10 protein-coding genes are annotated in these 12,818 nt (G+C 69.1%); 3 read left to right on the forward strand and 7 right to left on the reverse strand.

Annotated features, from left to right (window positions below):
* The first annotated feature begins 253 nt into the window (after nt 1–253).
* Nucleotides 254–1,561 carry an SLC13 family permease gene (locus tag CHC08_RS18720; RefSeq protein WP_089208706.1) on the forward strand — a complete coding sequence of 436 codons (1,308 nt, stop codon included), beginning with the start codon at nt 254–256 and terminating at the stop codon, nt 1,559–1,561.
* A gap of 41 nt (nt 1,562–1,602) precedes the next feature.
* Here the strand turns inward: CHC08_RS18720 and CHC08_RS18725 are convergent, their stop codons facing one another.
* Entirely contained in the window at nt 1,603–3,366 is a 1,764-nt protein-coding gene (locus CHC08_RS18725; RefSeq protein ID WP_089208600.1) for an MOSC and FAD-binding oxidoreductase domain-containing protein, read from the reverse strand.
* A gap of 372 nt (nt 3,367–3,738) precedes the next feature.
* Between CHC08_RS18725 and CHC08_RS18730 the strand changes: the two genes are divergently transcribed.
* Nucleotides 3,739–4,314: a TetR/AcrR family transcriptional regulator gene (locus tag CHC08_RS18730; RefSeq protein ID WP_143653270.1), complete on the forward strand. Its 576-nt coding sequence runs from the start codon at nt 3,739–3,741 to the stop codon at nt 4,312–4,314.
* A 94-nt stretch (nt 4,315–4,408) separates the two neighbouring features.
* On the opposite strand, the gene CHC08_RS18735 is transcribed toward CHC08_RS18730, so the two are convergent.
* The gene (locus tag CHC08_RS18735; protein WP_218825363.1) at nt 4,409–5,350 is read right to left on the reverse strand and encodes an RNA polymerase sigma factor; all 942 of its coding nucleotides are present in this window, start codon (nt 5,348–5,350) and stop codon (nt 4,409–4,411) included.
* A gap of 225 nt (nt 5,351–5,575) precedes the next feature.
* Between CHC08_RS18735 and CHC08_RS52440 the strand changes: the two genes are divergently transcribed.
* Nucleotides 5,576–5,701: a hypothetical protein gene (locus tag CHC08_RS52440; protein ID WP_275937186.1), complete on the forward strand. Its 126-nt coding sequence runs from the start codon at nt 5,576–5,578 to the stop codon at nt 5,699–5,701.
* 111 nt (nt 5,702–5,812) lie between these two features.
* Here CHC08_RS52440 and CHC08_RS18740 read toward each other — a convergent pair whose 3' ends face one another.
* The 5 genes from CHC08_RS18740 to CHC08_RS18760 form a co-directional block, all read right to left on the reverse strand.
* On the reverse strand, nt 5,813–7,750 hold the full coding sequence (locus tag CHC08_RS18740; RefSeq protein ID WP_089208602.1) for a S9 family peptidase: 1,938 nt from the start codon (nt 7,748–7,750) through the stop codon (nt 5,813–5,815).
* Between the two features lie 155 nt (nt 7,751–7,905).
* Complete coding sequence (locus CHC08_RS18745; RefSeq protein WP_089208603.1) at nt 7,906–8,667, reverse strand: SDR family NAD(P)-dependent oxidoreductase; 762 nt, start codon at nt 8,665–8,667, stop codon at nt 7,906–7,908.
* Nucleotides 8,668–8,748: 81 nt separating this feature from the next.
* Nucleotides 8,749–9,777, reverse strand: coding sequence for a sigma-70 family RNA polymerase sigma factor (locus CHC08_RS18750; RefSeq protein ID WP_245878404.1), 1,029 nt, complete (start codon nt 9,775–9,777; stop codon nt 8,749–8,751).
* A 68-nt stretch (nt 9,778–9,845) separates the two neighbouring features.
* Entirely contained in the window at nt 9,846–10,427 is a 582-nt protein-coding gene (locus tag CHC08_RS18755) for a TetR/AcrR family transcriptional regulator (protein WP_089208605.1), read from the reverse strand.
* A 184-nt stretch (nt 10,428–10,611) separates the two neighbouring features.
* A complete protein-coding gene (locus tag CHC08_RS18760) occupies nt 10,612–11,877 on the reverse strand; it encodes a sensor histidine kinase (RefSeq protein WP_245878410.1) in 1,266 nt (421 codons plus the stop codon).
* Between the last annotated feature and the right edge of the window lie 941 nt (nt 11,878–12,818).

Consider the following 12,818-nt stretch of genomic DNA (forward strand, 5'->3'; position numbering starts at 1 on the left):
CATTTTAAAACTATATGTCTAATTTATGTCGATATGGTGGCCGTGTTACACCCGGGAACGGAGAGCATCCCTGATAGGTGGGCCGGCCGCCTCGTCAACCCACTGGGCGCACCCGCGTGTGATGACGGGCCCGGTGACATCTTCCCCCATACCATGGCCATCCCAGCAGTGATCACCTTACGCTCGTCATGATCGGTCGGATACGGCCCGGCTCGCCGGGCCGCCCTCCTCTGTTATGAGCCTCGGAGTGAGCATGTCTCCAGAGATCATCTCGATCCTCGTGCTGGTGGCGATGTTCGTCGTGGCCACCCTGCTGCCGGTGAACATGGGGGCGATCGCCTTCGCGGCGGCGTTCCTGGTCGGCGTCTACGTCGCGGACCTGTCCGCGGACGACATCTTCGCGGGCTTTCCCGGTGATCTGTTTCTGACGCTGGTCGGCATCACCTACCTCTTCGCCATCGCCCAGAACAACGGGACGGTGGACTGGCTCGTCCGGCTGGCCGTGCGCGGCGTCCGCGGGCGCATCGTCGCGATCCCCTGGATCATGTTCGGCGTCGCGGCCGTCCTGACCGCGATCGGAGCGGTGAGCCCGGCCGCCGTGGCCATCATCGCCCCGATCGCCCTCGGGTTCGCCGCGCAGCACCGCATCAACCCCCTGCTCATGGGCCTGATGGTCGTGCATGGGGCCCAGGCGGGAGGTTTCTCTCCCATCAGCGTCTACGGCGGGATCGTCAACCAGGTGGTCGAGCGGGCCGGGCTGCCGGACAGCACGATCGCCATCTTCCTGAGCAGCCTGGCCTTCAACACCCTGGTAGCGGTGATCATCTTCGTCCTGTTCGGCGGGCGGGAACTGCTGGGGCGTAGGGAGTCGATGGATCGGCCGGCTCAGGAAGGCGTTCGGGACAGCGCTCAGGACGAGGTCCAGGGCGGCGAGCGGGGTACGGCGCAGGCGACGCTCCTGCGTCCGACGCGTGACCAGATCCTCACCGTCGTCGGCCTGCTGGTGCTGGGCGTCGGCGCCCTCGTGTTCGAGCTCGAGGTCGGCTTCGTCTCGATCACCGTGGCGGTGCTGCTCGCGATCATCTCTCCGACGGTCCAGAAGGGAGCGGTGGACAAGATCAGCTGGTCCACCGTCCTGCTCATCACCGGTGTGGTCACCTATGTCGGAGTGCTCGAGAAGATGGGCACGATCAAGTCGGTCGGGGAGGGCGTCGCCCACATCGGCGCACCGCTGATCACCGCTCTTCTGCTCTGCTACATCGGAGCCATCGTGTCCGCCTTCGCCTCGTCGGTCGGGGTGCTCGGTTCGACGATCCCCCTGGCCGTGCCGTTCCTGCTCATGGGCGAGGTCGGCGCCGTGGGAGTGATCGCGGCGCTCGCGGTCTCCTCGACCATCGTCGACTGCAGTCCCTTCTCGACCAACGGCGCGCTGGTCCTCGCCAATGCGCAGGGAGTTGACCGGGACGCCTTCTTCCGCAAGCTGGTCGCCTACGGTGCGGTCATCACGGTGACGGCACCGCTCGCCACCTGGCTGACACTCGTACTGCCCGGCTGGCTGTGAGCGCGCGGGGTGTCCGCCGCGGGGGTTCGCGCCGGAGGAGCTCAGAGGTCCAGGACGAGATCGTCCCGGGGCTGGGAGCAGCAGATCAGGACGTCGCCCTCGGTCGGCGCCTCCACCGGTTCGGGGGAGTAGCCGACGGCGCCGGACAGCAGGCCGCTCTCGCAGGTGTGACAGACACCGGTACGGCATGACCAGCGGGTCGGCACGTCACAGGCCTCCGCCAACTCGAGCAGGCTCGCGTACGAGGGGTCCCATTCGACGGTGAGGCCGCTGCGCGCGAACGAGATCGCCGGTCCCGGGCCGGGTGGACCCGCGGGCGGATGCACCGGCCGCGCGGCGACATCGGTAAGACCGGGCGTCAGGGCCCGCCCCGCACCGAAGATCTCCGTGTGGATCCGGGAGGGAGTGAGGCCGGCGGAGGCGAGGGCGGCGGGAAGCTCGTGCATGAACGCCGGAGGGCCACAGAGGTAGGCGTCGGCCGCCCGGGGAACCCGGAGGCCGTCGAGCAGGTCGGCCGATATCCGTCCCGCGGTCTCGTAGTCGACTCCCCGGCGGTCATCGGGCGCCGGACGGCTGTAGCAAACGTACTCGTGGGCGTTCGGGAGCCGGGCCAGCAGGTCGCGGCTCTCCTGCGCGAAGGGGTGCTCGGCGCCGTCGCGTGTCCCGTACAGCCACCACACCTCACGCGGGTCGCGGGCGGCGGCCAGCGCGTGCAGCATGGCCAGGACGGGAGTGGCTCCGATGCCGGCGGACACCAGCAGGACCGGCGAGTCACCGGCCCGCAGGGTGAAGACGCCCCTGGGGGCCGCGACGTCGAGAACGTCGCCGACGCGCAGGTGAGCGCGGAGATAGCCGCTGGCGACGCCCCGCGGTTCCTGCTTCACGCTGATGCGATACCACGCGGACCCCGGGCGGCCGGACATCGAGTAACTGCGGATGACCGGGGGACCGGCGGTGTCCGGGCGCATCCGGAAGGTGAGGAACTGCCCCGGCAGCGCCGCCGGCAGCGGCGCTCCGTCGACGGCGGCCAGCGTCAGCGAGAACACGCTTCTGCTCTCCGCGTCGATGCGGGCGACCTTCAGCGGCCGGAACCCGTCCCAGGCGGGCGGCGGACCGGTGGAGGCCAGTCCCGCGTTGCCCGCCGGTTTCCCCGGGACGCCTTCGGCCTGGTCGAGCAGTGCCTGCAGGGAGCCCTTCCATCCCGGGCTGAGGGCGGGAACGCGCAGCGCCCGGGCGAGCTGGTCGCGGGGGTGGCCGGGCAGGTACAGCAGGGCGTCGATCTCCGCGACGGTCACGCCCTCCGGGCCGGAGGCGACCTTGACGATCTCTTCTCCCGCCTCCACGCGTCCCTCGGTGAGGACCCGGAGGTAGAACCCGGGACGCCGGTGGGACACCAGCAGGGAGGGCATCCGGGGCTCATCCATCCGCAGGCCCACCCGGTAGCAGGTGACGCGCGGCTGAGTGACCTCGAACACCGCCTCGCCGATCCGGTATTGGTCTCCGATGCACACCTCGTCGTCCGGCAGCCCGTCGACGGTGAAGTTCTCCCCGAACTGCCCGTAGACGAAGTCGTCGCGTCCGAACTGCTCCTGCCAGTGGCGGTAGGAGTCGATCTGGTAGACCAGCACCGCGCGGTGCTCACCGCCGTGTCCGGCGAGGTCTCCCTGCCCGTCCCCGTCGATGTTGAGCCGGCGCACCATCCGGGGACCGGTGACGGCCTGCTTCCACACGCCGGTGTACACGTTCCTGCCCTGCCAGGGGACGTCCTGCGGCAGACCGACGTTGACCGCCAGCAGCTTGGCCATTGGGTCCTCCCCACGTCAGGGTTTTCCGTCCGGGTGGTTCGGCCGCGCAACGCAAGAAGGGCCCGAAACGTGCGCCCGATCATTGTATTTCACATGTTTCCGCAGCTCAGGGCTTGGGGGTGGCGATGTGGCCGCCGCGCTCCGGCGGAAGTTCGGCTGCCGGCCGACGCCGGAGGAGGCGCCGCTGATGAGCCAGGTCTCCATGCCTCGGAGGTCGCAGGCCACGAGTGGTCGTGAGGCGGTAAACCATCCTTGCGAGCGCCGGCCACGAGTGATCGTAAGGACATGAGGCCGTGAGTCACCCTCGCGGTCGTCGGGGCCGGCTTGACACAGCTAAGACGACCGACCATATTAGAGCGGGAGGTGGCGACCATGGCCAGGCAGAGCATGCGCGAGGAGATCGTCGAAGCGGGGCTGGAGCAGTTCCACACCCATGGCTACAGCGCGGCCGGGGTGAAGGACATCACCGATGCGGCCGGCGTGCCGAAGGGGTCGTTCTACAACCACTTCACCAGCAAGGAAGCACTGGCCGTCGTGGCCATACAGCGCTACGGCGACGGGCTCCGCCTGCGAGAACTCGCCGACAGCGGCGTCGACCCCCTGACACGCCTGCGGGAGCACTTCGAGTTCCTCCGTGACGAGAACCTGCACCGGGGGATCACGCGAGGGTGCCTCATCGGCAACTTCTGCACCGAGATCGCCGATCACAGCGAGGTGATCCGCGAGGCCGCACAGGACAGCCTCCATCGGTGGGCCGCCCTGATCACGGCGGCGCTCGCCGAGGCCCAGGGTGCCGGGACGGTGCGCGCCGATCTCAACCCCGAGACGACGGCACGTTTTGTCCTCAACGCCTGGGAGGGCACGCTCATCGCGGCTCGCGCCGACCGCTCGGCGGACGCCTTCGACCCCTTCTTCGATCTCGTGTTCGGTACGCTGCTCGCCGGCTGACGAGGTTCGACGCGAGATCTCGACGCCTCCCGGGGTTCGCGGGATTCCCCGGGACGGCGGACGCCCGGTCCTTCCTGCTCGCGGAGGCCGGATCTCAGAGTGTGGGCCTCGCCGGCCGCGGATGAAACAGCCGCAGCCGCCGGACCCGTTCGTCGCGCAAGAGATGCAGCCAGACCACGCCGGGCGGGCAGTGATTCGGATTCTCCGGCGAGTTGATCAGCTCGGCCTCCCAGATCATCAGGTCCCCGCTCGACACCACGTTGACGATGCGCTGCCGTACGCCGTGCGCCAGGTCGGACTCCATTCCCCGGATCATGAAGTCCTGGTCGCCCAGCCGCCGGCCGTCGGGCCCGATGAACTCGGCGTCGGGCCGCCAGCGTTCCTTCACGGCGTCGGCGAACGCGCCCCGGCGCGATGCCGCCAGCATCTCCTCGGCCTCCCGCCGCCGAACGTCGTTCAACGACGCGGCGTCGTCGTGCACCAGGTCGGCCGTGTCCACCAGGGCTGTGGCGAGCTTGGTCCTGGCCTGGCTCAGCCGGCTGCGGACGGTGCCGACCGGCACCCCGCACAGCGCGGCGATCTGCTCATAAGATGAGACATCGCTGAAATACCGCAGCAGGGCCGTCAGACGCACCGGTTCGGATAGCTCGCTCAGCGCGTGCCAGACCCAGTCCCGCAGCGACCGGCTCTCCAGCAGCTCCTCCGGCGTCGGTTCGCCGGAGGGCAGCGCCAGCGCCTCCACGTCGCCCAGCAGTACGGCGCGCGACGCCCGCAGCCGCATCCGGCAACCGTTCCGCACGATCGCCCGCAGCCATGGGCCCACGGCCGCCGGATCACGCAGCTCGCCGATCCGCCGCACCGCCACCAGCATGGCGTCCTGGACGGCGTCCTCGGCGTCGGGCCCGTACCCGAGCATGCTCAGCGCGACCGCCTGCATGCCGGCCAGGTGCCGCGACATCAGCAGCCCCAGGCACGTCGCGTCTCCGGACTGGGCGGCGAACACCAGCTCAACGTCCGACTCCGGGTTCGATGGCACACCGTTCTCCTTTCGGGCGCACTGAGCGCTCTCAACGAGATGCGGCGGCGGCCGGGAAAGTTCGACGACCCGGGCCGTGATTTTCGATTCCCGTGCCCGGTTCCGGCCCGCGCCGCTCTCTCCTCGGCGGTGCGTGCTCTTCCTCGGCCGGCGTGATCGACATCGGGGGTAGGCCAGGCAAGCCCACAGAGGATATCAATCGGCCGCAATCACAGGTTCACCGTGATGGACGCTCTGGAGGCCCATGCCGACCGGCTTCGCCGGGTCCGGGTGCACCGGATGGACGCGTTCGGGGAACGCGCCTCCATCCGTGGCGCGGGCGCAGCCCGTACCAGCGCGCCCGCGCGTTGATCGCTGTTGCGCATCCCGATCACCGTGACCGGTGCCGGCACGACGCCTACGCGGCCGGGCTGCCGCACCGATGTGGTCGGCGCCCATGATCCTGCCCGGCCGCGTGGCACGTCACCGATCCGGGGCCGGGTCGCCGAGCCATCTGCCGAACCAGGCGCGGGTGCGCCGGAGCACGTCGAGCTGATGGTTGCGTTCCCTGAACGAGTGTCCCTCGCGCGGGTAGACGACGAACTCGTGCTCGACGTCAAAATGACGCAGCGCGCGGTGGAAGAACGTCGCCTGGGCGAGTGGCACGTTCGTGTCGTTCTCGCCGTGCAGGATCAGCACCGGGGTGCGGATTTTCGAGGCGAACGAGATCGGGCTGAGCCGGTCGTGGGGGTGTGGGCCGGGCCCCTCCCAGCCGACACTGCCGCCGAGCCCCGCCTCCAGGATGCCCCCCTCGCCGGTGGCGACGAGCATTCCCCAGTCGCTGATCCCGGCGCCCACCAGTGCGGCCTTGAACCGATTGGTCTGCCCGATCGCCCAGGCGGCCATGAACCCGCCGTGGCTCCCTCCGCCGATCCCGAGCCGGTCCGGGTCCGCGACGCCCTCGGCGATCAGCAGGTCGATCCCACCGAGGATGTCGGTCCATTCCTCCATGCCGACCGCGCCCGCGACGGTCGCCGCGAAGTCGTGCCCGTGGCCCTCGCCGCCGCGCGGGTTGGGCAGGAAGACCGCGTATCCCGCGGTCGCCAGCCACTGACCCGACGGGTTCGCGCTGAGCATGAACTGGTCGGGGTGCCTGTGGTAGGGGCCGCCGTGCACCAGCGTGATGAGCGGGAAGGGGCCGTCGTCGCGGCTCCGCCCGACCGGCAGGATCAGCAGCCCGTCGAGGACGAGTCCGTCGGACGCCTTGTAGGAGAGACGTTCCTGGGTTCCCCACCTGACCTGGCGCAGCTCCGGCCTGGTGTCGCTGAGCCGGATGAGCGGTCCGGCGGGCGGTCCGGCGTGAACGTTCTTCGGCTCGTAGGAGGTGCTCGCCACCACGGCGACGACCTCGCCCGAGCGGCTCACGGTGAGCGAGTCGGCGAAACCATCCATGGAGAACACCGGCTGGAACCGCCGCGCCTCGGGGTCGAGCCGGTAGATCGCGGTGTCGAGCCCGTCGGCGAACAGCGCCAGTGGAGGGCTGCCCGTGACCTGCGCGAGGCCGGACGGGCAGACCGTCATGCCGATGGTCAGGTTGCGATGTTCCCCCGCGGCACCCGTCTCGGGAACGGTGACGTCGAAGACGGCCAGGCCTCCGACCGGGCTGGGCGGGGTCACCGCCAGGTAGATCAGATGCCAGGCGCCGTCGGTGTTCCACCAGGCCGGCGAGAACGCCTGCAACTCGGTCCGGCCGAGATCCTGGACCTTCCCGGTCTCCGGGTCGACCACGTGCAACTCGGAGGCGAAGCTGACGGGGTCGCCGTCCGGGGCGGCCCAGCTGAGCACCGCGAGCGGGCCGCCGTCCGGTCGCTGGACCACCTCGACGACGTGCCTGTCGCCGAGCCCGTCCACCACCCGGAGCTCTCCGGTGCCAAGGTCGAGCAGTCGCAGGCGGTCGTAGGGCACCCGCTCTCCCCACACCTTGGCGTCGTCGCGCTCGCTCTCCCTGCGCTCGTCCTCCTCGGTCGGCTCGTCCGCGGCGATCACGGCGACCAGGTGGGCGTCACCGAGCGGGAGGTGATCGGAGATCCCGCCCTTCCAGGCGGTCAGGGCCTCGGCCTCCCCGCCGTCGAGCGATATCCGGTGCAGCTGGGGGACGCCCCGCTCCCTCCGATCCGAGGCGAAGAAGAGCGACGCCGAATCCGGCGCCCACCGCGGGACGGAGTCGTTCGCCGTCCCCGCGGTCAACTTCCTGGGCGGTGAGCTCCCATCGGCGGCGGCGACCCAGAGCGCGCTGACCGGGTGTTTCTCCCGCATGCCGATCGGGGCGACCGCGTAGGCGACCCAGCGGCCGTCCGGGGAGATCACCGGATGCAGGGGAACGGCTCCGTCCACGACCATCTGCGGTGTGGCCTCTGTCATCGGGCTTTCCCCCATCAAGATCAGTAATGTTCCGCACATCCTGTCACGGCGGAAACTCGACGCCACCGAGTCCGGCGCACACCTCTGCCGGGCGGTCCGGCGCGGACCGCCCGGCCGTCGGGCGGTCCGGCACCGCCCGGCTGGTCGGCCGCGTCTCAGTCCAGGACCGCGCCGCAGGTCATGTTGATCGCCGACCCCGTCACGGTGCGAGCCCAGTCCGAGGCGGCGAAGACGGCCACGTTGCCGACGTCCTCCAGCGAGGCCGCCCGCCCGGTCAGAGTCCGCCCGACGAGGTCGTCCTCGATGGCCTTGCGCTGGTCTGCGCCCGCCGGGATCGTCTCGGGCAGGCCACCGGTCTGCAGGGTGACGACGCGGATCCCGTACGGCGCGAGCTCCGAGGCCAGCTGGCGCCGCATGGACTCGACCGCGTCGAACGCGACCAGCAACCCTCCCAGGTTGTAGTGGCGCATCGAGCCTCGGTCGCCCGGCCCGCCGAAAGCCATGATCACGCCCGACCGCTGCCCGGCCATGTGCCGGGCGGCGGCGCGCGCGGTGAGGAACTTGGAGCTCACGGCGGTCACGACCGGGCTCAGGTAGTCCTCCAGCGACATATCGATCATCGGTGTTCCCTGCACGTCACTGTCCGAGATCACATTGAAGGACACGTCGATGCTTCCCGCCTCGGCCACGACGGCGGCCGCGTGCTCGTCGACCGATCTTTCGTTCAGCGCGTCGACCTCGGCGGTCTCCGCCGCGCCTCCCGCGCCGCGGATCTGGTCGGCGACCTTCTCCAGCGTCGCGCGGGTCCGCCCGGCGAGAAAGACCCGCGCCCCCTCGCGACCGAACGCACGGGCGACGGCACCTCCGACCGAGCCGCCTCCGCCGTAGATGATCGCGTTCTTGCCCTTGAGCAACATGGTCTGCCTCCTGCGTGTCGATCGGGTTCCGTCACCGCGTACAACCCGCGGGAGGCTCCGAACTCATCGCCCGAGGCCGGATTACTCCGTGATCTCGTCGGGGAGGCCGAACAGGGCGAAGATCTCCGGCGTCAGGAACGAGACGACCTCGGCGATCTTCGTGCCGCGCAGCGCGAGCAGGTCGAGCCCCGACGCGACGTAGGCGGACCTGTCCTCGTCCCACATGTAGGTGCCGAACGCGAGCTGCCCGTTCGCGTTCGCGGGCAGGAAGCGCCAGCGCCACCTCAGCGGCTTCTCGACCAGGAAGGCTCTGATGCCCTCGTGGCCCTCGTACCATTCGGTCAACGGCGGCATCGCGTACTTGGCGTCGTCGGTCAGCATGGCCACGATGGCCTCGACGTCCCCGATCTCCCACGCGGTCGCGTACCGGTCGGCCAGCCTCCGGAGGTCCTCGTCCTGCAGGGATCGCAGCTCCTTCTGCTGGCTGACGGCGGGAAGCCGGTCGCCGAGGACCTTGCGGGCTCGCTGCAGCGCGCTGTTGACCGACGCGACCGTGGTCTCCATCAGGTCCGCGACCTCACGAGCCGAGAACCCGAGGACCTCACGCAGAACCAGGACGGCTCGCTGGCGAGCCGGCAGGTGCTGGAGCGCGGCGACGAAGGCCAGCTCCACACCCTCGCGCGCCACGTAGCGAGCCTCGGGGCCCAGGTCCGCCCAGCCCAGTCTCTCGTCGGGGTACGGTTCGAGCCACGAGGTCTCGGCGAGGGGCACGGCACCCGGGCTGAGATCGGTGGGAAGCTCCCGGCGACCCCGGCGCTCGATGAGCGTCAGGCACCTGTTGGTCGCGATCCTGTACAGCCAGGGCCGGATCGAGCCGCGGTCCTCGAACCGCTCCAGACTCCGCCAGGCCCGCACCAGCGATTCCTGCATCGCGTCCTCGGCGTCATGGATCGACCCGAGCATCCGATAGCAGTGCGCCTGCAGCTCACCGCGGAACGGATCGACCAGATGCCCGAAGGCGTCGGAATCACCCGCCCGCGCGGCATCCAGAAGCCGTGCCCCTGGTGCGTCAAGTGCGTCGTCTTCGAGCGTCCGCCCAACCTCACTCACGTCGACGACCCTAGTACGCCGGACCGGACCTTCGTGATCTTGCGGCATGGCGGCCCGCGGACGCGGGTTCAGTCAAAGCAGGTCAGGGCCACCTCGACCGAAGCCATCAGGGCCTTCCGATCGGGATCGATGGCTCCCATGACGCGCAGTCCCTGCATGTTCGTCACCAGGAACCGCGCGAGGTCGGCCGCCTCGCGTCTGTCGGACAGCTGGCCGGACGCCTGTGCCTGAACGATCACGTCGAAGAGCGCGCCCTCGATCGACCGGGTGGTCGACCGCAGCCGGTCGGCCACCGTGGGGTCATGGTGCACCCGCTCCATCGCCGCACCGATGATCAGGCATGCCTGACGGTTCCCGTCTTGGACGATCTCGTCCACCAGCCCGACCATGATCTCCCGGATCAACTCCCTGGCGGGGGTTCCTCCGCGCAGCATCTCGACCAGCGGAAGGGCGTACCGCTCCCGGTAGAGGTCGATCGCCGCGAGGTACAGGTTGTCCTTGCTGCCGAATGCCGCGTACAGGGACCCGCGTCCCACTCCGGTCGCGTCGACCAGGTCCTGGATGGAGGTTCCCTCGTAACCCTTGCGGCGGAAGGCGGACATCGCCGCCTCGATCGCCGCTTCGGTGTCGAACTCCCGGGTGCGTGCCATGGCAGGACTCTAGGCTTATCTGGAACGATCGGTCAAATTTGTGGATCGTGAGACGCTTCACCGCGACACGTTGAACCGGCCCGATACTCCCGAAGCCGTCCTCACGTGACAAGCAACTTTCCGAAGTTGGCCTGCGGTCGATGCCCCATCTCCGGATCCGACATTCTGACCCGCGACAATGCCGCTATTTGATGGTCGGGGACACGTCCGGGTGAAGGATGCCGGGTCCCGAGGCGAGAGAAGCCGCATCACCCTCGTGGACCGGAAGACACAGGACAAAACGCGCGCCGCGGGGGCTGTCCTCGATCTGGAGGCTGCCTCCGCTCGCCTCGGCGATCTGCCGGGCGATCGGCAGGCCCAGCCCGGTGCCCCCGGCGTCCCTGCTGCGGGCGGCGTCCAGCCGGGCGAAGCGCTGGAACACCAACTCGCGCTTGTCCTTATCGATGCCCTGCCCGTCGTCGATCACCTCCAGCACCGCCATGCCGTGCGGGAAGCGCTGCCCGTCGCCGGGAGCGCGCCGTACGGTGATGGTGATCATGCTGTCGGCGTGCCGTTCGGCGTTGTCGAGGAGGTTGGTCAGCAGGCGACCCAGCCGCAACCGGTCACCGATCACCACGACACCGGGCTCAAGCAAGAATTCACACCCGCTTCTCACATGGTGGCGCATCCGACACTCCGCGGTGACGAGTCCGGCCAGATCGATCGGCTCGCGGGCGCCCGGACATCCCGCGTCCAGCCGGGCGATGGTCAGCAGGTCATGGACGATCGCCTGAAGCCGCTCCAGACCGCCCAGAATGGCCCGACCCACCTCGGTCACACTGGTCTCCCGAGGCGCGAGCAGGGCGTCCTCCACCTCGGCGCGCATGGCGGCGATCGGGCTGCGCAGGTCGTGGGAGGCGTCCGAGGCGAACTGGCGCTGCTGTTCCACCGCGGCCTGCAGGCGGCCCAGCGTGTGGTTGACGCTGACGGCCAGATCGTGGATCTCGTCATCGCTGGGCGGTACGGGCACCCGGCGGCCCAGGCAGGTCGCGTTGATCTCGTCGAGTTCCGCCCGGATGGCGTTCACCGGCCGCAGGGACGCGGCGGAGATCCGCCGGCCGAGGTAGGTGATGGCCGTGGCGGACAGCAGCGCTCCTACGCCCACCACGGCGGCCAGTCGGGGGTCGACCCATGGGGGGATCACGGGGGAGGAGCAGTAGACGATCGAGTTGCCGCCCGCCCGGTGAGCCCACTGCGCGATCACCATGTCGCATTCGCCGTCGGGAAAGACTCCGCCGCACACGACGGAGGTGGCGGCTCTGCTGCCGTCGGGGGTGAACGTCGCCATGCGGGGCTTGCCCAGCAGCGGCGGGGTCGAGGCGACGACCCGGCCCCGTGGGTCGACGACTTGTATGTATCGGGACTTGCGTCGTGCAAGGGGGTAGACCACCTGGCCCCGTTCTACCTGCATGGCCACGCGGCCACCGTCCGCGAGGACCTCCTGATTGAGAAACCCCGTGGCATAACGGTGAATGGCAATCATCAGCACCGTTGCCACCAGGCCGCACAGCAGGACCGCCGTTACAGCGGTGAACAGAGTGATTCGAGCTGTAATTGAGATTCGATGTCTCGCGCTCATTTTTTCAAATTCCTTCTCAGCCAGTGGGAAATACCGACCACATGATTCTGCGAAGGGGGACGTTGACCTCAGAGCGGAAGCCGTTCGCTTCGCGGGACCCTACACCTCTCAGGCAAGTCAAGAACTGGGCACTTCGCCCTGCGGACTCTCTAATCGAGTGCATGACGTTGCAAAGTCGGCGGCGATTGCAATGGAAGGTCCGCGTGGCACGACAGTTCGGGCGGGCGAGATCCTGGGCCGTCGTGATGGAGGTCTGCGGATCGTGTTCGAGCTGATCCCCATGCAGCCGCTGGACGTGCAGGCCGAGCGCGTCGACCCCGGGCCCGCACCACTCCGGCGAACCGCCGGCACCCGTGCCGCCGCTCAGCGCCGAGCCGCTTGCCCCTGGCCGATCACGGTTGCAGGGCCGTCTGAATTTTGGCCGTACCGCGGCGACGAACTCTGGCGCGAGCGGCTTTTCCAACGACGGCACATTCGCCGCGTTATCCCGCCCGAAAACCCATATAGCAGGCGTATGGAGAGTTCGCTGTCATCCAGGAGCAGATGGGCACGCGCCTCACTGTCAGGGTTCGCACGCCCGAGCCTTGGCCCCGAAAAAGAGTCGCCGGGAAATTCGGCCCAGTACTCCCGAATCTTCGGCCAAATGACAAGTAGTTCTCTGCGGCCGGCCTGCGGCCAATTCCCGCCTTTGAATCCGGCCTTCTGACCCTTGATGACGCGGCTTGTCGCGAGTCAGAGCGGCCCAGCGAATGGGCCCTTTGAAAACTGCCAGA

The organism is Streptosporangium subroseum, from assembly GCF_900188345.1.
Classification (GTDB): domain Bacteria; phylum Actinomycetota; class Actinomycetes; order Streptosporangiales; family Streptosporangiaceae; genus Streptosporangium; species Streptosporangium subroseum.

Coding starts and splice junctions, on each gene's coding strand:
- CHC08_RS18730 (WP_143653270.1), top strand. CDS start 3,739: ATGGCCAGGCAGAGCATGCGCGAGGAGATCGTCGAAGCGGGGCTGGAG.
- CHC08_RS18725 (WP_089208600.1), bottom strand. CDS start 3,366: ATGGCCAAGCTGCTGGCGGTCAACGTCGGTCTGCCGCAGGACGTCCCC.
- CHC08_RS18740 (WP_089208602.1), bottom strand. CDS start 7,750: ATGACAGAGGCCACACCGCAGATGGTCGTGGACGGAGCCGTTCCCCTG.
- CHC08_RS18755 (WP_089208605.1), bottom strand. CDS start 10,427: ATGGCACGCACCCGGGAGTTCGACACCGAAGCGGCGATCGAGGCGGCG.
- CHC08_RS18760 (WP_245878410.1), bottom strand. CDS start 11,877: ATGCAGGTAGAACGGGGCCAGGTGGTCTACCCCCTTGCACGACGCAAG.
- CHC08_RS18745 (WP_089208603.1), bottom strand. CDS start 8,667: ATGTTGCTCAAGGGCAAGAACGCGATCATCTACGGCGGAGGCGGCTCG.
- CHC08_RS18720 (WP_089208706.1), top strand. CDS start 254: ATGTCTCCAGAGATCATCTCGATCCTCGTGCTGGTGGCGATGTTCGTC.
- CHC08_RS52440 (WP_275937186.1), top strand. CDS start 5,576: ATGGACGCTCTGGAGGCCCATGCCGACCGGCTTCGCCGGGTCCGGGTG.